The sequence below is a fragment of the Actinosynnema sp. NPDC049800 genome, from assembly GCF_040656635.1.
In the GTDB taxonomy this organism is placed as follows: Bacteria; Actinomycetota; Actinomycetes; order Mycobacteriales; family Pseudonocardiaceae; genus Actinosynnema.
This window is the reverse complement of the sequence record NZ_JBFAMT010000037.1, coordinates 14,317-34,220: the sequence shown is the minus strand read 5'-3', so window position 1 is coordinate 34,220 and position 19,904 is coordinate 14,317. Positions and strand designations below refer to the sequence as shown.

10 protein-coding genes are annotated in these 19,904 nt (G+C 73.9%); 3 read left to right on the top strand and 7 right to left on the bottom strand.

Annotated features, from left to right (window positions below; genetic code table 11):
• Positions 1-57: 57 nt before the first annotated feature.
• Together AB0I91_RS31170 and AB0I91_RS31165 are read left to right on the top strand one after the other, a co-directional pair.
• Entirely contained in the window at positions 58-1,263 is a 1,206-nt protein-coding gene (locus AB0I91_RS31170; protein ID WP_499615417.1) for a hypothetical protein, read from the top strand.
• A 47-nt stretch (positions 1,264-1,310) separates the two neighbouring features.
• On the top strand, positions 1,311-2,027 hold the full coding sequence (locus AB0I91_RS31165) for a gamma carbonic anhydrase family protein (protein WP_499640181.1): 717 nt from the start codon (positions 1,311-1,313) through the stop codon (positions 2,025-2,027).
• 172 nt (positions 2,028-2,199) lie between these two features.
• Here AB0I91_RS31165 and AB0I91_RS31160 read toward each other — a convergent pair whose 3' ends face one another.
• The 5 genes from AB0I91_RS31160 to AB0I91_RS31140 all read right to left on the bottom strand — a co-directional run bounded on the left by AB0I91_RS31160 (position 2,200) and on the right by AB0I91_RS31140 (position 12,125).
• A complete protein-coding gene (locus AB0I91_RS31160; RefSeq protein WP_499640179.1) occupies positions 2,200-3,174 on the bottom strand; it encodes a S1 family peptidase in 975 nt (324 codons plus the stop codon).
• A complete protein-coding gene (locus AB0I91_RS31155; RefSeq protein ID WP_499640177.1) occupies positions 3,158-4,483 on the bottom strand; it encodes a hypothetical protein in 1,326 nt (441 codons plus the stop codon). The genes AB0I91_RS31160 and AB0I91_RS31155 overlap by 17 nt, the downstream gene beginning before the upstream one ends.
• Positions 4,480-9,624 (bottom strand): peptidoglycan-binding protein, encoded by a 5,145-nt coding sequence (locus AB0I91_RS31150; protein ID WP_499640175.1) that lies wholly within the window; start codon positions 9,622-9,624, stop codon positions 4,480-4,482. The genes AB0I91_RS31155 and AB0I91_RS31150 overlap by 4 nt, the downstream gene beginning before the upstream one ends.
• Entirely contained in the window at positions 9,621-11,591 is a 1,971-nt protein-coding gene (locus tag AB0I91_RS31145) for a CHAT domain-containing protein (protein ID WP_499640173.1), read from the bottom strand. The genes AB0I91_RS31150 and AB0I91_RS31145 overlap by 4 nt, the downstream gene beginning before the upstream one ends.
• A 165-nt stretch (positions 11,592-11,756) precedes the next feature.
• A complete protein-coding gene (locus tag AB0I91_RS31140; protein ID WP_499640171.1) occupies positions 11,757-12,125 on the bottom strand; it encodes a hypothetical protein in 369 nt (122 codons plus the stop codon).
• 156 nt (positions 12,126-12,281) lie between these two features.
• On the opposite strand from AB0I91_RS31140, the gene AB0I91_RS31135 reads away from it, so the two are divergent.
• Entirely contained in the window at positions 12,282-17,519 is a 5,238-nt protein-coding gene (locus AB0I91_RS31135) for an NACHT domain-containing protein (protein WP_499640169.1), read from the top strand.
• Here the strand turns inward: AB0I91_RS31135 and AB0I91_RS31130 are convergent.
• The gene (locus AB0I91_RS31130) at positions 17,510-18,739 is read right to left on the bottom strand and encodes a cupin domain-containing protein (RefSeq protein WP_499640167.1); all 1,230 of its coding nucleotides are present in this window, start codon (positions 18,737-18,739) and stop codon (positions 17,510-17,512) included. The two genes, AB0I91_RS31135 and AB0I91_RS31130, sit on opposite strands and share 10 nt — an antisense overlap.
• Before the next feature lie 24 nt (positions 18,740-18,763).
• A complete protein-coding gene (locus AB0I91_RS31125) occupies positions 18,764-19,900 on the bottom strand; it encodes a cupin domain-containing protein (RefSeq protein ID WP_498780107.1) in 1,137 nt (378 codons plus the stop codon).
• Positions 19,901-19,904: the final 4 nt, after the last annotated feature.

Sequence of the window (19,904 nt, the reverse complement as noted above, 5' to 3'; positions counted from 1 at the left end):
ACGAGATCACGGCCGCCACGTGGGCCGACCCGTTGCGACGAGCGCCCGACTCCCGCCATGATGACGGTTCGTCAGTACTCGACCAACAATGGTGGTGGTCTGGTGAACAAGTACCGGATGGTGGTCGCCGGGCTCGCGGCGGCACTGGTCGCGAGCATCGCGCCTGCCGCGCCCGCGCAGGCGGCGACGACCCTGCCCGCGACGAACTTCCGCCTCAAGGCCACCGCCTACTCGGGGCTGATCGACGACCTGGACGCCGCGCTGCCCAACGTCAGCGTGCCGACCGTCGTCGGCGACGGCAACCGCGCCGCCACCTCGTGCTCCCCCGCCGCGGCCAACCGCGTGGCCGCGTTCTGCTGGAACAGCGGTGACGACGACGTCGCGTACTGGATGCCGCAGGGCATCACGACGACCGCGGACGCGTACGGCGAGGCGACCTACGAGGGTTCCACCGCGGTCCTGGTCAGCTGGTACGACAACGGCACGGACGGGATCGACCGGGGCATCCGGGTCTCCTTCGTCGACTACGCCACGCCGTCCGCGCCGACCTACCGCCACGTGCTGCTGGTCGAGCCGTACGCCACGAGCGCGGGCCAGGCGTCGTTCCGGCCGATCAACCTGCACGCCGGCGGCATGTTCTGGTACGGCCACTACCTGTACGTGGCGTCCACGAGCAGCGGCTTCCGGGTGTTCGACCTGCGGCACCTCTGGCAGACCAGCACCAGCGACGGCTCGGCGATCGGACGTCAGGCCGACGGCAGCTACCAGGCCTACGGCTACAAGTACGTGCTGCCGCAGGTCTTCGCCTACAACCAGTCGACCACCAACGGGCACGCGCCCATCCGGTTCTCGTTCGCCTCGCTGGACCGCACCAGCACCCCGGACAGCGTGGTCGTCGGCGAGTACGCCAACCCCGGCGCGGGCAGCCGCCTGTTCCGCTTCCCCATCGACTACACCACCCGGATGCTCACCACGGCGTCCGACGGCTACGCGCGAGCGAGCGAGGCCTACGAGGTGTCGGTGCAGAGCATGCAGGGCGCGACCGCGGTCAACGGCAAGTTCTACCTCTCCACCAGCGACGGCAGCGGCAACGCGGGCGACCTGGCCACGTTCAAGCCCGGCGGCGCGGTCGTGATGCACTACGACGTGCTGCCGATCGGGCCGGAGGACCTCTCCTACTGGCCCGCCAAGGGGCAGCTCTGGTCGCTGACCGAGTACGCCGGCAGCCGTTCGGTGTTCGCCGTCCGCGCCTCCGCGTATTAGTGCCGCGTCAGGCAACGTTCGCCCTGTAGTAGTGCCTCCGATGGCGGATGGCACAGGTCTCGACGAACGCGACGTCTGAAATCCGCCGGCTTGCCCGCGGTCGGTCGGTCGAGGATCCGCTCATGATCGCTGAAGCGCGAGGGATCCGCATCCGGCATCGCGGGCATGAACCGCAGGTCCACCCCACCGCCTACGTCGCCCCGACGGCCACGCTGGTCGGCGATGTCCGCGTGGGGCCGAGGGCGCGGGTGATGTACGGTGCCGTGCTCGATGCCGAGGGGTCCCGGATCGAGGTCGGGGAGGCGGCGGTGATCTGCGAGAACGCGGTGCTGCGCGGGTCTGCGGTCGCCGGCGATCAGCCGGTGCTCCTCGGCGACCACGTCTTCGTGGGGCCGCATGCCACGCTGCTGGGCTGCGAGGTCGGCAGGTGCGCCTACGTGGCGACCGCGGCGACGGTCCTCCAGAGCGCACGGTTGGGCGCCGGCTCGGTTGTCGCCGTCGGCGCGCTCGTCCACGCGCGCACTGTCCTGTCGGACGAGTACTTCGTGCCGCCGCACACCGTGGCGCTCGACGCGCCGGTGCGGCTGCTGGCCCCTGGAGATCCGGGCCTGGCCGAGGCCGTCGGCCGGGTGGGCTTCGCGCAGGTGGCGTTCGGTGTCGACGTGGAGTGGACCGACCGGATCAGCCGGTACGAGCGCATCGCGGAGGTGCGCGTCGCCGAGTTCGGCACGCACGCGGACGACGAGGTTCTGGATCTCGGCTAGGCATCGGCGACCTCGAGCTGTGCCGAGGTGACGCACCGGTGCGGGCCACCGCTCCCGGACGGGTGCGGTGGCCGACGGGTCGGGCCGGGAACCCGGATCCGGTCGAGCACCGTCCGGAACCGCGGGCTGGCCGCGGTTCTACCAGCCCGACAACACACCGAACCTCGAACAGCTACTGGGGCCGACGGGCTCCGGGCACGGTCCACAGCCACTTCTCGTAGGAGGCCACCCGGGTGTAGATGCCGCCGTCGCCGCACGGGCGCAGCGACGAGGCGGTGGCCCGGGACGTCGCGCCTGCCAGGAACCACTGGTCACCCGCCTGCACGTACGCGGGGCCGCCGCTGTCGCCGTTGCAGCTGTCCCGGTCGAGGAACGGCGCGCCGGCCACGAACTCCGTGGCGGCGTCCGCGCCGTGCCGGGGGTGGTCGCTCGCGATCGGCACGTCCACCATCCGCCGCCGGCCGTAGCCGCCGCTGCTGTGCACGTCGGTGTTGCCGTAACCCGCGAGCCGCACGAACTTCGCGGCGGCGACCTGGTCCGGCGTCGCGATCGGGCGCGGCGTGACCGGGGCGGGGCGCGCGAGCACCAGGACCGCGATGTCCCCGGTCGGCCGGGGCGGGCGGTAGTCGGGGTGCGCGAGCGCGGTCTCGACCTCGATCACCTCGCCGTCCTCGGGGAACTCCACGTCCTTGCCGACGAACACGCGGGCCGCGCACCCGCCGTCCACGCAGTGCCCGGCGGTGACGACGACGTTCGGCGAGACGAGCGTGCCCGAGCAGCACCACGCGTCGGGGCCGCCGATGGCGACGCACTCCGGGAAGTCGGCCGTGGGCACGCCGCCGATGATGTGGGCGTGGTCGTCGACCAGGGCGCGCATGTTGGCCAGGTACACCGGGTCGGTGAAGATGCTGTCGGACGGCGGTTCCGCGGCGACGGCCGACCTGGTCAGGGGCGACACGCCGCGGCGGAGCAGCGAGCGGGCCAGGCGGTAGCCCTCGGCGCGGTCGCCGTTGAGGAAGCCGTCGACCTGGTTGGCGAGCGCGTGGTACACCAGCACGAACCGCTGCTCGTCCTCGCCCGCGACCAGCCGGGCGAGCTGCGCCACGGCGGCCATGGGGTCCTGCGGTCGTTCAGTCGTGGTGGTCATCGTGGGCCTTTCGGATCATCGTGTCGATCAGGTCGTAGAGCTCCGCGCCGGCGGCCCGGTCGTCCACCACCGGTCCCCCCTCGCCGACGTCGGCGCGCGAGCCGTCCCCGACGGCCTTCGCGACCTTGTCGAGGATCAGGTCCTGGGCGTTGACGCGGTCGGGCGGCGGCGGGGCGAACAGGGCGGGTTCGCGGTCGAACGCCAGCCGGGCGGCCGCGATCAGGCACCGGACGTCGCTGGTCTCCGGCCGTTGGTGGTCCACGAGACCGTCGGCGGCGGTGACGGCGTGCCGCTGCTGGTCGGCGGTGAACGCGATCACCTCGCGCAGCGGGCGGTCGCCCAGCCCCGGGTACGGCCCGTCCAGCAGTGCCGTCGTCATCGGGGCGACGTCGTCCTCGAACCGCCCGCACGGCGTCCCCGCCGCCGGGAAACCCGTCTCCGCCAACGCCCGCGCGGTCAACGCGAGCCGCACGGCCGCGGGCGGGTGGACCAGGACCGGTCCGTCGATCTCGGCGGCCGTCCGGGCGTCGTCCACGACGAGCAGGTCGGCCAGCGCGGACGCGAACGCCGGTCCGGCCGCCAGCACCCCGTACAGGTCGGCGAAGACCTCCGGCAGCCACGTGTCCCAGGCGTCGCGCCGGGCTTCGGGCATGGTCCGCAACACCGGCCTGGTCAGGGCGCGGACCGTGCCGAGCAGGCCGAAGTCGCGTTCCACCGCGTGCCCGACCTCGTGCCCGATCACCACCGCGTCCGGCAGGTGCACGAGCTGGTACCACGGCAGGCCGATGATCGGGATCGGCAGCCGCGTGACCACGCCGAGGAAGTCCGCGGTGTCCAAGGCGTCCGGCACGTCCTCGACCACGAACGGCGTCTCCCGCAGGTGCGTGAACGGGCTGAACTCGCCGCTGAGGTGCACCAGCGGGGCCTCCCGGTCGCGGCCGGCCGCCGCCGGGTCGTAGCACCGCCAGGCGAACTCGTCCACGGCGGTCAGGAACGGCCGGTACCACTCCACGTACCGCAGGTTCAGCTTCGAGCGGTAGAAGTCCCACAGCCGGTGCACCTCCAGCATCCGCAGCTGGAGCCGGCGGCACTCCCGCAGGACGTCGGCGCCATCGGCCGCGACCGCGTCCAGCTCCGCGCCGATCCGCTCGACGACACCGCCGAGCCGGTCGGTGAGCCGGACCACCTGGGTGTGGTGCTTGCGCAGGACCCGGCCCGACGCGGTCTCGGCGCGCCACCGGGCGAAGTCCGCGTCGATGCCCGCGAGCTTGTGCCTGAGCTCGGCGACCTTGCGGTCGGTCGTGGTCATGGCCGTCCTCCCGGTCGTGGCACGAGCCGCAACCACGGCAGGTGCGTGTGCAGGGCGACGCCGGCCGTGGGCAGCACCCGGTCGAGGCCGGTGGCGTGCCGTGCGGGCGAACGCAGCCCGCCCGCCACGTCCGCCAACGACCGGCCCGCCGCGATCGCGCCGATCACGGCGTCGCACAGGTCGTGCTCGCCGTCGCCGGCCAGACCGGCGCCCAGCACGCCCGCGCACCGGCCGAGGGCGAACAGGTCAGTCGCGAACGCGTTGCGCAGCACCAGGTACGAGATCGCGTCGTCCGAGCCCCACGGCCGGTTCACGTCGAGCACCACGAGCGGCCGGAACTCGTCGCGCGGCACGGCGGCGAGCACTCGGTTGAGCGCCGTCACCGGGATCTCCTCGGCGGTCGGCGTGGCGTTGAACGCCTCCGTCGCCCAGCCACCGGCGAGGAACGTGAGCGCGACGCCGCCGCCGGACTCGCGCAGCCCGCCCGCCAGGTGCACCACCGCCGGCGTCCGTCCACTGTGGACCGCACGGGTCACGGCCCCGGCGAGCAGGTCCAGCGTGGGGTTCTCGACCGACTCCACGTCGAACCCGTGACTGCCGTACAGGTGGGCCAGGTCGACGCCCGAGTTCAGGTGCCCGCGCGCGGAGTTGATCTGCGACGACCGGCTCGGCTGGGCCAGCACCGCCAGCGGCTTGACCGGCTCGGCGAGGTCGCGCTGCAACCGGTCCAGCAGCTCGGCGCCGAGGTCGGCGTCCGGGGTGAGGCCCCGGGCCTCCTGGTACCGCCGCAACGCGCTCCTGGTGTGCGGGCCGAGGTCGCCGTCGGCCGCCAGGTCCGCGTCCGCCACCCGGTTGAGGCCGACCTGGACGAACCTGATCTCGTCGCGGTAGGCGGCCTCCCGCGACACGGCCCGGTGGAAGGTGGCGACGGCGCGGTCGAGCACGAGCAGCCGCCGCACGTCCGGCCGCAGCGCCAGTTCCCACGGCACCGCGCCGAGCCTGCGGTCCTCGACGTCGCACCTGAGGTCGAACGGGCCGGCCGGCGCCCGCAGCGCCGGACCGGGCAGGAGCAGCGACCCGAGCCCGGCGCAGGTGGCCTGCCAGTCCTCCCGGAGCCGTTCGACGAGCGGCCCGGAGCCGGCCCGGCCCGCACCGAGGATCGCGTCCACCAAAGCGTTGTCGTGGCGGATGGTGGTGTCCACGTCGGGTGGGACGGACGTCTGCACGACCAGCGCCCGGTCCTCGACGGCCAGCCGCACGCGCCCGCGCGCGCTGCGCAACGTCGTGCTGATCCGCCCTCGGGTGAAGCGGGACGCGACCGCCGCACGGCGCGCGTCACCGAGCGCGGCGAACGCCGCACCGGCGCGGACCAGCTCCGGTTCCGGCGCCCGGCTGGACTTCTCCGCGATCACGCTGCCCGCGTAGTGCGACCTCGCGTGCCACTGCGTCTCCCGCTCGTCGGCGGAGGCCAGCAGCGGCGCGGCCCGGCGCAACGACGCCTCCGCCCGGTCCGGCTCGTCCAGCGCGATCAGGGCTTCCGCGCGCTCGACGAGGAAGGCCGCGCACAGCATCGGGTGGCCGCCGAACTCCCGGAGGAACGCCTCCACGTCACCTCGCGCGGGCACGCCCACCCGGTCCGCGGCCCGCGACCACTCCCGGAGCGCGAACCACGAGCCACCGGTGGGCCGCGCCCCGGCCAGCTTCCGCTCCGCCGCCGCCCGATCGCCGGTCAGCCGGTCCACCTCCGCCGACGTCAGGTCCAGCAGGGCGCGGTCCGTCGCGCGCAACCGGTCCGTCTCCAGCCGCACCAGCGACGCGACCTCGCGCCAGGCGTCCCGCGCCCGGTCGTCGTGCGGATCGGGCACGCGGCGCAGTTCCTCCATCACGACCAGGCGCGCGGACGCGGGCGTGATCTCGCGCAGCCGCGCCACCAGCTCGTCCAGCAACCACCGGAACCCGTCGGGCAGGTCGATCGCCAGGCCTTCCACGGCGGCACGAGCCACCAGGCACGGCGGGCGGGCACGCCGGTGGAGCTCGCCGATCACGGCGGCGACCGCGTCCAGCGCCTCGTGCGGCCGTGCGGCCAGCCCCAGCAGCTCGACCCGGGCCAGCTCCGCACCGCACCAGGCGTCGCTGCCCCGGGCGGCCTGCTCGACGGCCTCGGCCAGGTGGTGCTCGGCCAGGGTGAGGTTGCCGACCTCCCGCATGAGCAGCACCGCGGAGTGCGTGTGGCAGCGGGCGACGGCCGCGCGGTCACCCTCGCGACGCCACCGCGACCGCGCGGTTTCCAGCGCGTGCAAGGCCTTCCCGTAGTGCGCCACCATGCCCTCGGCGAGCCCGGTCAGCTCACGGGCGAGCGCGGAGCCGCGGGCCAGGTGTTCGGCGCGGTGCGCGAGGTCGAGCGCGAGCAGCGGCCTGCGTGCGGCCAGGGCCACCCTCGCGCCGGCGGCCTGCCCTTCCCGGTCGCCGTCGCGCGCGGCGACCCGGCGCGCGTGGAAGGCCGCCCACTCCAGCCGGTTCGCGCCGAGGCCGAGCTCGACCGCGAGCAGGCCGCAGCGGCGCTGCTGCTCGGCGTTCAACGGCCCGCCGCGCCGGGCCAGGTTCAATTCGCGGATCGCCTCCGCCAGGCGCCCGAAGTGCCGGTACGCCCTCACGATCCGCAGTCGGATCGGCGGTTCCCACCGGCGGGCGCCGACGCGGACCGCCGCCTCCGCCGCACGCCGGTACTCCTCGGGCGCCTGCCGGTCGCCGAGGATCATCCGCACGTCGCCGAGCAGGATGCGCAGCCGCACGTCGTCCTTCGTGCCCCACGACCGCGGCAACGCCCGCGTCAGCTCCTCCTCGGCGGTGGCCACGTCGCCGGACTTCAGCGCGAGCGCGGCGCGCACGTACCCGAGCCGCCAGTCGGGCACGACGTCCGCGCCGAAGTCGTCCCGGTCGCGCACGACGGCCGAGAAGTTCTCCTCGGCCCGGCTCCACAGCTGGTCCGCCGCTTCGGCACCGCCCTGCCTGGCCAGCTGCGTGAGCGCCGCGGCCAGCTCGTACCGGGCCTCGACCACGGTCTCCCGGGTCACGATCGGCCGGTGCTCGTCCCACGGGCGCGGGTCGGCGTCGGCGTCGACGTAGTCGGGCCCCAGCACCTCCTCGGCCAACGCGGCCCGCCGGTGCGCCTCACCCAGCTCCACCTGGTCCAAGGCCGCGCGCCAGTAGTCCACCGCGGCGGGGCCCTCCAGCCGGAACCGGTGGTAGACCGCCTCCCGGGTCCACCGGTCCCACCGCTCGGGGTCGGCCTCCGCCCTGCGCTCGAAGAACGCCACGGCGTCGGCGTGCAGCCGGTCGTGGACGGCGTGCGACCGGATCAGGCGGCGCATCGGCTCGGCCACGGCGTCGGCGAACCGCAGCGAGTCCGGCTCGCCCGGCACCGGCACGACCCAGGGCGTGGTGCCCGCGAACCTCGTCAGCCGAGGCCACAACCGCTCGACGTCCACGTCGGCGGTGACGGGGAACAACGACGCCGGCTCACCGCCCGGCACCACGTCCTCGCCCGGGTCGTCGAGGTCCAGGTCGCCGGACGCGGCGGCGCGCAGGTGCGGCCCGAGCACCTCGCGCGCGAAGTCGAGGCTCAACGTCCGCGCCACCATCCCGTACCGCAGCAGCCACCGCAGGCCCGGGTCGGCGATCGGCCGCAGCACCTGGAGCACGAGCGCGGTCAGGTCCGCCCGGTACTCCCGGATCTCGGCCGGGGTGATGTCGGGCCGCTGCTGCACCAGGTCGGCCAGGCGCGCCAGCACCACCGGCTCTCCCCCGGCCTTCGCCACGATCGCGTGCCGCAGGTCGGCGCGCGTGATGCGGCGCAGGTCGGCCAGGTAGCGCGTCGCGTCGTCGGCGGCGAACGGCGCCAGGTGCCGATCGACCGCGGGCGGCAGCACCGGCACCGCGAGCGGGTAGCGGCCAGCCAGCACGATCCGCATCGCCGGGCAGTCGCGGTACAGCCGCAACAGCTGCCGGAGCAGGCCTGCCAGCTCCTCGCGCGACCGGTTCGCGGACACCCGGTCCAACGCGTCGAGCACCATCACGGCGGGCCTGTCCGCCATCGCCTCGTTGAACGTGCGCACGAAGTCCTTGAGCACGTCCACCCCGAGCCGGTCGCGCTCGTCGCACAGCCGCCTGCTCGCCGCGGCCGCCCGACCGGGGTCCGCGACCTGGCGCCGCGAGAGGACCCCGGTCCACGCGTACCGCTCCAGGAACTCGGTGAACGGCGCCGCCGGCAGCTGCTGGTCGAGCCGCGCCGCCGCCTCCACCAGCAGCAGCCACGGGTACCGCGCGACGTTGACCGGGTCCAGCACGTCGAAGTCGCCCAGCACGCACGGCACGCGCCGCGGCACCAGCACCCGGGACACCAGCCAGCGCAGCTCCATCGTCTTGCCGCGCCCGGACGGGCCGTGCAGCACCACCATCCGGGGACCGTCGCCCCGGACGAGCCGCTGGTAGGTCGCCTTGGCGCCGGCCGTCTCGAGGAACGTGGCCGACTGGAGGTACTCGGTCGACCACAACCCGCGGGTGCGCAGGTACGCGGCCCGGTCGTGGCGCAGCGCGATCAGCTCGGGGCCGATCAGCCGCACCCGGTCCTCGGCGCCGAGCACGTCGATCAGCTCCTGGCACAGCGCCAGGTCGTGCCGGTGGTCGGCCTTGGCGTACAGCCGGACGAACAGCTCGGCGGCGGCGCGGTGGTCGAGGAGCACCAGCTGTTCGAGCAGGTCGACGGGCTTGTGCGCGGCCCGGTAGTGCCGCGCCAGGCGGCCGACCAGCGACCGCAGCTCCTCGGGCACGGCACGCGGGTCGGCGCCGTCGGGCCACCAGCCGTTCCAGTAGCGTGCCTTCGCGCCGGGCCGCAGCCGGTAGGCCTCCCGGGTGCCCTGGATCGGCTCGACCTCCGGCGCGGTGACGACCGCGTCGAACGGCGGCGCGCCGTCGACGTCGGCGACGAGCACCTTGTCGTACAGCTCCCGGTCGAACGAGCGGACCGCGGCGCACCGCCGCAGCACGTCCCACTGGTCCGCCGGTCGCAGCGACGCCAGGACGTCCTCCAGGGAGTCACCCCGAGCCAGGCGTCGCAACAGCTCGGCGTCGATCGGCTTCATCGCATCCGCCTCACGATGTTCTCCAGGTCGCCGAGCACGGCGGGGCTCCACTTGCCGGTGGCGACGCCCTTGCCGATGGCCTCGATCAGCTGGACGTGCGGGTCGCCGATCGACCGGCCGACCGCCAGCACCACGTCCTCGGCCAGCGCGGAGAACTCCTCGGCCTCGATGCGGTCCAGGTCGACCCGCGTGCCGCCGCCCAGCTCCGGCCAGTGCGTGGCGAACTGCTCGTTCGTCATCACCACCACGAGGCTCAGGTTCGGCAGCTCGCCGTCGGCGACGTGCCGGATCAGGTGGTCGTACAGCTGCTGCCGGAACGCCGAGTCCAGCACGTTCCCGACGTGGTCGAAGACCAGCAACAACGGCTCCGGTTGCGCCGCGCGGCCCAGGCACGCCCGGAACGACTCGAACGTCGCCGCGACGTGGTGCGACGTGCCGCCGGTCAGCCGGGGCCACCGCGCCGGTTCCGGCGTCGGCACGGGCGGGTCCGGCGGCAGCCTGCCCTCGGCGAGGTGGACCACGTCGTGGTTGAACCGGTCGAACGCCGACGCCACCCCCTCGGGCAGGTTGGGCAGGTCCTCCGCCACGTCCCGGATCGCGTACAGCACCTCCAGGAAGTCGAACCTGGCGGGCCGGTCGCCGAGCACCTCGACCGGGTTCGGCCGGTCGAAGCTGACGTACTTGACCCGCCGCCCGCGCACCGCGCACCGCCGCCGCAGCCAGTTCAGCAGCCGCGTCTTGCCCACCTGGGACTCGCCGACGACGAGCAGCAGCGGTTCGAGCGGCTCGCCGACGCCCGGGTCGACGCCCTTGAGCAGCTTGTGGCGCTCGTGGACCCGGTTGACGAACGCGCCGACCTCCTTCTCGAACTGCTGCTCGATCCGCACCGCACGCGCGCCGGTCGCGGACAGGTCCGGGAGCACGTCGTCGGGGCGCACGCGCAGCGTGAGGCTCGGCAGGATCCAGTCCCGGGCGCCGTCGGACACGCCGGTGTCCGCGTACACGGCCTCGCGCGCCGTCGCCACGGCCCGGTCGACCGGTTCGTTGGCCAGCAGGGCGCGGTAGAGCGAGCCGCCGAACAGCGCCGCCGCCGTGCCCCGGATGTCGCCCTGCATGCCGACGACGGCGGCGGCCCCGCTGTCGAGGAACACGTCGGTCAGCGCCACCGCGTCCGCCGTCTCGCCGGAGCGGCAGGCGTTCAGGATCGCCAGCCGCGGCGCGGGACGGCTCAGCAGGTCGCCGATGTAGGTCGGGGTGAGCAACCACGCCTCACGGCCGGGCGGGACGATCCGCAACGCCGGCTGACCCGTGCTCGCCTTGCGCGTGCCGTGCCCGATGAAGTGCAGCACGTGCGGCACGACCCGCCGGTAGGCCGACTTGAGGTCCGATTCGGTCGGCCGGGACAGGAACTCCGCCTCGATCCGGCCCGGCGCGCCGCCCACGACCCTCTTGATCTCCCGGATCTCGGCTCGGGAACCGATGTCGTCGTCGTCATCGCCGCGCACGACCAGCACCCGGATCGGCAGCGACTCGGCGATCGGGTCGTCGCCCGGCACGCGCCGGTGCAGCCGGATGAACGGCTGGTCGGGCTGGACGAACAGGGCGTGCGCGGACCTGGCCGATTCCCACGGCAGGCGGCGCAGTTCCGGCGGCAGGCACAGGAAGGTGCGCTTCACCCCTGGCCGGGACCAGTGCTCGCGCACGTTCGGCGGCAGGAGCAGCCGACCGAGGTGCAGGCCGAGGTCGGCGAACGCCTGCGACTCCGGGTTCGCGTGGAGGAAGCCGACGATCGCGTCCGACGCCGTGGCGCCGGTCGACGGCACGGGCAGCGACGCGGCGGCCAGGTCCGCCGGCACGGTGTCCGACGCCGTCGGCTCCGCCGGCCACACTCCGTCGTCACCGAGGTAGAGGTCCACCCGGTAATCGGCTCCCTGGCCGGGCTGCGTGATCTCGATCAACGCGTCCACAGGGGCTCACCCACTCGTTCCGGACACGGCGTCCTCCCCACCGGCCGCCTATACCTGGAGTCGGCCCCGGACCAGGTGGGGTTACGAGCTGTCACCCGATAGCGCTAATGCGTACCGCCGTCGAGCGCACCGGGTAGCCGAGCGCGCACGACCTCGCTGGACGGCTCAGGCCTGCCTGGCCAGGAGGATCGCGCCGAACACGACGAAGCTGACGAAGAACGTCGGCAGCGAGGCCAGCACCAACCAGCCGAACGCCAACCACTTGTGCCCGAAGAACCGGCGGACCAGCCAGGCCGAGACCAGGCAGGGCACCACCAGTCGGCCGACCACCATCCCGAGCCCGTACCCGGACGCGGGCAGTCCCTCGAGCACGACCACCGCGACCAGCACGGCGACCACCCAGACCAGGGACGCGAGCAGGCTGCGGCCGAACGACGTGCCAGAAGGCGCCGGACGAGCGGGCGCGGGAGGGGCGGGCGCGCGAACGGGTTCCTGCGGCGAGGTCGGGAAGGCGGCGTTGCGGTCGAACTCCATGGTTCACCCCGAGGTGCGGTCCGGCTGGTCGTGCCGTTGGGCGGAGCGGGTGCGACCAGCGCAGACGGCGGCGGCAAGGCTACCCCGGCGGACGGTATCCGCGGACCTCGGAACCCGTGGGACCATGCGTTCACCGCGGGCGGGAAGGGGTCGGGGTTGGAGGAGCGCGCTCGGTCCACCGATGTCAACCGGATCGGCGGCGACGTGCGGGGACCCGCCGTGCTGGCCGGCACGATCCACGGCGGCGTGCACATCACCGTGACCGGCGCGGAGGTCGGGCCGGGGTCGTCGGCCGAGCCGGCGTCGTCGGGACTGCCCGCACCGGTCCGGTTCCTGCTGCGGGCGCAGGTCGACACCGCCCGGGAGATGCCGTACCGATTACCCGGCCCGCGCCGGTCGTCGCTGGTGACGGTGCACGTGCGCCAGGACCTGGGCAGCGGCGTGGACGAGCTCGCGCCGGAGCCACCGCGACCGGCGCCGATCGTGGACGGCCGCGGGCAGGTCGTCGAGCCGCCGAGCCCTCCGATCACCCGCCTGGCCGTGCGCGCGCCGACCCGGACCGTCTGGGAGGCGTTGGACCGCGACGACCACGTGGTGATCACCGGTGGTCCCGGGCAAGGCAAGTCCACGCTGTCGCTGCGGCTGGCCGCCGACGTCGCCGAGCAGTGGCTCTCCCACGACGGCGAACCCGCGCCGATGGCGGAACGGGTGATGCCCCTGCGGTTGACGGCCCGGGAGCTGGCCGGCCGGCTCGGCCGACCGTTCCCGGAGGCGGTCGCGGAGAGCGCCGGCGTGGAGTACGGCGCCCTGCTCGCCTCTCCCCTGGACCCGCGCGCCCTGGAGGGGCGGATCGCGGGCTGCCGCTGGCTGCTGCTGGTGGACGGCTTGGACGAGGTCGCCGACACCACAGAACGGGACCGCCTGGTCACCGTGCTGGCCGCGTGGACCGCCGAGCCCTCCTCGCCCTACCGGGTCGTGGTCACCACCCGGCCGATCGAGGGCGCGGCCCTGGCGCCGCTGCAGCGCATCGGCGCCGCCCGCTACGAGCTGCAACCGTTCGACGAACGCGCGCTGCGGCAGTTCGCCCGCAACTGGTTCGGCGACCGGGACCGCGCCTACCGGTTCGTGCGCCAGATCCGCGCCGCCCACCTGGACGAGCTGGCGCGCGTGCCGCTGCTGGCGACGATCGCCGCGATCATCTTCGAGCAGCCGGGCAACCGCCCGTTGCCGGACAACCAGTACGAGCTGTACGAGGCGTACCTGAAGCACCTGCGCACCGCGCACACGGCCGAGCCCGGCCCGTTCGACCCGGTGCGCGACGCGCTGCTGGAGCACCTCGGCCGCGTGCGGCTGGAGGCCGACACCTCCCTCGTCGTCGCCGCGCACGACTGGGCCGCACGCCACCTGCCCGACCTCGCGGGCGCGTGGCAGGACGACCTGATCACCTACCTCGCCGCCGTGGGTCCGCTCAGCCGCCGCGGCGAGGACCTCCGGTTCCTGCACCACAGCTTCGCCGAGCACCTCGCCGCCACCGCCAGGGCCAGGCTGCTCCCGGACCGCTTCGACCCCGCGCACGCCGACTTCGCGAGCCTCCTGCACGCCGCCCGCGCCGAGGACCGGGGACGCCACGCCAGGGCCGTGCTGCTGCACCACACCCGCCTGCACCCGGCGGAAGCCGAACGCCTCCTCGAGCACCTGCACGCGGGCGGCTCCGACCAGCACCTCCTGGCCGCCCGCCTGCTCGCCCGGCACCTGCCCGCGGGCCCGGCCGCGGTCGACGGCTTCCTGGGCACCGTGCGGGCGTGGGCGATGACCACCCAGCACCCGGCGCTGAAGATCCTGTCGCAGACCAGCCGTGCCGCCCACCACCCCGGCACCGCCTCGTGGCTGCGCGACCTGATGGACTCGGACGACGCGCCCTGGCCGTCACGGGTCGAGGCGGCGGCGGCGCTCGCGACCAGGCTCCGCGGCGCCGAGTCCGCCGACGCCGCCCGCCTGCTCCGCCGCGTCGTGGACGACTCCGCGATCCCGGTGGAGCACCGGCTCGCCGCGGCCGAGGCGCTGACCGAGTGCGGCCCGGACGGCCACCGCGCCTCCGACCAGGGCCTGCGCGCCATCCTCGCCTCCCCTTCGGCCACGGCCGAGCAACTGCGCAACGCCGCCGTGGTCCTGGCCGGCTTCGACGGCGAGTCGCGCGAGCACGCCGTCGCCGCCCTGACCGACCTGCTGGACGACCCCGACGCCCCCGATCAAGCCCGCGTCCACGCCGCGACGGGGTTGGTCGAGATCGACGTCGAGCACCACGAGCGCGCCGCCGACGTGTTCCGCGAGGTCCTGCGCACCCGCAGCGACTTCAGCGCCGGTTTGCGCGACGCGGCGGTGGGCCTGGCGTCCCTGGGCCCGCAGCGCTCCGACGAAGCCGTCGCCGCCTTGACCAGGCTGATCTCCGATCGACGCGGCGGGCGGGTCCCCGCCGCCGAGGCGCTCGCCGAACTGGGTCCACACCACCGCGTGGCGGCCGTCGACCACCTGCTGGCGTTGTCCAGGACCGTCGGCGTCGAGGTCTACACGCGGTCGACCATCGCCCGTTCGCTCGCCGACATGGGGGCGCAGGGTGAGGCGCTGGACCTCCTGCAAGCGATCCTCGCCGACTGGACCACCGACGCCAACGGCAGGTTGTGGGCCGCGCAGGAGCTCGCCGACCTGGGCCCGGAGCACCGAGAGGAGGCCGCGGCCACGCTGCGCGCCGTCACCACCCACCCCACGGCCTCCTTCTACGACAGGTTGTCGGCGGGCGCCAAGCTGGCGGCGTTGGGCGAGCCCCATCGGGCGCCGGCGGTGGCCTCCCTGCGCGCGACGCTGACGGACCGCGCCACCGACGCCCGGATCCGCATCCAGGCCGGCTCGCACTTGATCGGCCTGGGTCCGGAGTTCCACGACGAGGTGGCCCGCCACCTGTCGGAGATCGCCACCAGCCAGGAAGACCCCGACGCACAACTGATGGCGTGGCGCACGCTGCGACGCCTGGGCACCGGGTTCCACGAGCGGACATCCGCTGCCGTGCTGTCGCTGGTCGCGCCGGAGCAGGCGGCGCTCTGGGCCTCGTACCGCGACTACCCGACCTTCAACCACGTAGACGTCACCGACCGCGACGCGTACGCCGCCGCGATGATCGCCGTGCTGCGTGACCCGGTGTGGGACGGCCGGGCACGGCACAGCGCGGCCTCCGCCCTGATCATGCTGGGACGTCCCTTCCGCCGCCAGGTCGTCGACGGGATCGTGCGCATGATCGAGGGGCGGATCGTGCCGAACTCGTGGTTGCACCTGATGACCAGGGACGCCCGCAAGTTCGGCGCCGGCCTGCGCGCCGAGGTGGCAGCCGATCTGCGCGCTCTGGCGCACGAACCCGATACGAACGCCGCCACCCTGTGCCAGGTGGCGAACGCCATGGAGGTGTTGGACCACCGGTCCGACCCGGTCGTCGTGGACGGCTTGCGCCGAGTCGTCGCCGACGACCTGCTGCCCCTGTCGGACCGCGGTGAGGCAGCGGTGGCCCTGGCCCGTGCCGAGCCGGCCGCGATCGACACCGCGGTCGCCGTGGTGATGAGGGAGAACGCCGACACAGCGGCGACGACGTGGACATCCCGCGTGAGAGCCCTGGCCGAGCTCGGCGCCGACCTCGCGCCCGCCCTCCGGGCCCGCCTGGCCGATGTGGACTCCGACCGCCACCGGCGGCTGTCCGCCGCCGACCTGCTGGCCGACCTGCACCCCGGCTCGCGCGACGAGGCGCTCGCGGAGATCCGCGAGCAAGCCGCCGACGCCTGCCTGGAGTTCCAGTGGCGCACGGATGCGGTGCGGCTGCTCGCCGAACACGACCCGACCACGCTCGACGCCGCGGTCGCCTTCCACGCCTGGGTGCTCGACGACGAGGCGCAACCGGTGCGCGACCGCGCCGAGGCCGCGTGGCAGCTGATGGTGCTGGCACCGGCGCGGGCCCAGGTGGCCTTCTCCTCGTTGCGGAGGTTGGCCACGAGCCCGGAGTTCACCGTCGAGGAACGTGCTGACGCCCTCGAATGGCTCGTGCACCGCGTACCGCACGATCGTGAAGTGGCCAGGTTCGCACAGGCGGTCGTCGACGATCCGTCGGCCCGCCCGAAGCAACGACGTCAGTTGATCCCCGCGCTGTCGGGCAGGGACCAACTCCGCGCCGAACGCGACCTCCTGGCCGACCACACCGCGTCGCCGGCCCAGCGGGCCGGTGACCTCAGCGAGTGGACCGGGCCCGCGCTCGCCACCGAGGCGGCGGCGGTGCTCCGCGACGTGATCACCGCGGTGGAGACGATGCCGGCGGACCGGATCAGAGCCGCCGCGGCGCTCGCCGGGCTCTCACCCCGCATGGTTCCCGAAGCGGTCCGGGTGCTCGAACAGACGACGTGGCCCCGGAACGTTCGCTTCAACGTTCGTCAAGCACTCATGCGCTTGAAGGGGGCAGGACGCCAGCACCTGCTGGCCGAGGACGACACCGCGGCCCGCGACACTGCCGAAGCCGCGCGCGAGCGGGCCGGCGCCGCCCGCCGGATCAATGTCCTGACCGGCGACACCCCCGAACGGCTGGTCCCGGTGCTCCACGACTTCGCGGAGGACGGCAGGCTGTCGGACTCCGACCGCCTGCACGCGCTCTACGCGTTGAGGCGGTCAGGTGGTCTGCGGCGGTTGCGAGCCGTGCGGGACGACGAGCGGATGTCGCCCGCGATCCGGTGGCAGGCCGCGATGCTGATCCGGCACCACTCCGTGGACGACCGCGCCGCCGCTGTTCGCGTCCTGCACGGCATCGCCACCGATCCCGCCTGTCGGCCCACCCTGCGGTGGCAGGCGGCCGACGACCTCCTGAGGTTCGGTGAACGGGGCCGCGAACTCGGCGCCGTGTGCCTGTGGGAGATCGCCACGGACGATGCGCTGCCGACTCTCCCTCGCGTCGACGCCGCCCGTGTGCTCGGCAAGGCACGGCCGGACCTGCGGGCACAGGTCGTGCCACTGCTGAGGCAGCTCCGCTCCGCCGAGAACCCGTTGGTCCGCATCCAGGTGTTCGAGGCCATCGGCGTGTTCGACCCGGCCGAGGGCGCGATCGCGTTGCGCGACATGGCGCGGGACCGCGCGCTCCGTCCCGGTGCCCGGCTGCGGGCCGCCGCGGCCTCCGCCGAGCTGCGCCGTGACCACCGCGAGTCCGCCGCCGTAGTCGCCCGCGAGATCGCGCACGACCCGGCCGTCCCGCGCCACCTCCGGGTGAAAGCGGCACGGGCGTTGGCGCGGTGGAGCGAGCTGTGCCGTCCCGAGGCGCGGGCGTTGTTGGTGGAGCTCGGCGTCACGAACCCGGTGGCCGGTGGTCAGTCGTAGCCGCCGAACATGAACAGCGAGATCTGGTGGTCCGACGGGTTGGCCAGGCCGTGCAGGTTGCCGCCCTTCAGCAGCGCCAGGTGGCCCGCCCGCAGCAGGCGCACCTCGAAGCACCGGTCGCGGGTGTCGGGCTCGGCCCAGTCGCCGATCACCATCCAGCCCTCGCCCTCCAGCATCAGGAACGCTTCGGAGTTGTCCCGGTGCCGGTGCAGGCCGATGCCGCACCCGGCGTCCAGCACGTGCAGGTCCATGTACTCGACGGCCAGGAACGGCTCCTCGCCCGCGCCCTTGCGGCCGAAGCCGTCCAGGTTGTACGGCTCCAGCTTCCGCCCCAGCTCGCCCGAGCCGGTGAACCGGAAGTAGTTCGACAGCAGGTTGCGGTACTCCAGGAACCCGATGCCGCCGTGCGGGTTCGGGCTCCGGCCCACCTCCAGGAACGCGTCCCACCCGCGCACCACCATCTGGAACGCGAGCGTCACGGGCCCGACCTCGGCCGAACGGTCCGCGCTGCGCCACCGCAGCACGACCCGCAGCGGGCGGACGGGGTGCAGCAGGTGGTCGGGCGCGACCTCGCGGACGTCCCGGCCGTCCAACCCGGCACGGCCGAACGCGTCCGGCGCGCCACGCGCGAGGTCCGGGCGTGCTTGCAGGATCCCCAGCTTGAGCGACTGCCTGCCGCGCGTGCCGACCCGCGACTCCAGGTCGTCACCGCGGTAGCCCCACAGCTCCACGGCGTAACGCCCGCTGTCCGGGTCGTAAGGGGCTTCCACCTCGGCCCGGCCACCGCCCTCGACCTCCACCTCCACCAGCACCCGGTCGCCGAGCGAACCGCCGTGCGCCCGAGCCAGCGCGCTGTCCGGCCCGGCCCGGTAGGACAGGTGCAGGAACGGCCCGGTCCAGTCGCCGGCCAACGCCCACCCGCGCACCGCCCTGGTGTCGCCCAACCGGAAGTCGGCGACGTTCTGCTTCTGGAAGTCGGTCTTGAAGTCCTGCGCCGCAGGGTCGAGGACGTCGGTGTTCGGGCTGCTCGGCCCGTACAGCTCCAGCCACTCGTGCGGCAGCACGTACTGCAACGACGGCGTGGCGTAGCACTCCAGCTCGGCGGCGAGCCGGGTCTCCTGCACCACCGTGAGCAGCCGTTCCAGCGGGTTGTCCGACGAGTAGTCCGGCGTCGCACCGGGCTCGACGCGGCGCACGGCGTCACCTTGGGGAATCCGCACGGGGGTCACCTCCCATTCAGGGGTTCAGGGCTGGTAGAGGAACGCCACGAACTTCAACGGCTCGTCGCCGTCCGCGCGGATGCCGTGGATGCCGCCGCTCTTGGTGAACAGCGTGCTGCCCGGACCCACGGCCACCTCGCGGCACTGCTTGCGGCCGATGCCGTACACGTGCCGCTCGACGACCGGCTGGCCCGCCGCGGCCGGGTCGTCGTCCACCCCCAGGTAGGCCCGACCGCGGCCGGACACGACGTAGTACAGCTCCTCGGAGCCGATGTGGCGGTGCGTGCCCTCCACCACTCCCGGCGGGATCGTCACCTCGTGGAAGAACACCAGGTCGCCGCCCAGCTCGCGTTGCACGAGCCAGCGCATGTCCAGCACGTTGCCGTCGCCCGCCTCCGGGTTGTCCGCGTCCATCATCGCGTTGCGGTAGCGCACCGGTGGCACCTGCGCCGAGTCGGGGATGAACCACGCGCGCTGGTAGTCGAGCAGGTAGTTCAGGTCGCGCACGGTGTTCCGGTCCGAGGAGGGCGACGGGTCGCGCGGCTCCTGGTGCGAGCGCAGGAAGTTGTTGTCCCACTGGACGTCCGGCACGGGGTGGCCGGTGGGCGTGGTCATCGCCACCTCGCTGAACGCCACCTCCAGCCGGCGCAGCGCCTTGATGTCGACCAACGCCGACGACAGCGACGGCGGACGCGTGATCGGGGCGTTCGCGCCCATCAGCGGCAGCACCCGGTAGTCGTGGTGGGTGTGCTCGGGCGGCTCCAGCGTGTCCCACATCTCCACCGCGTACGCGTCCACCGCCTTGTCGTAGCGCAACGTCACCGTCGCGTCCGCCGTGAGCGCGGCGTCGTCCGGCAGCAGGCGCACCCACGCGTTCACCGAGGCGCCGAGGCGGCGTCCGCGTTCCCGCACCAGTTCGGTGAGCCGTCCGGCGCGGTACTCCAGGCGCAGCACGCTGCACAGCCGCGTGCCGTCGAGGTAGACGCTGCCCTTCATGGCGGTGATGTCCGGGCCGTTGCGGACCTCGTCCACGTCGTAGCGGTACCGGGGACTGCGCGAGGCGTGCAGGTAGCGCGAGTGGTAGATCCGGTCGGGGAAGAACACGACCCGGAAGATCTCGTTCTCCGGCTGGGTGAAGATGTCGTCGAACGCGGGGTCCATGGCC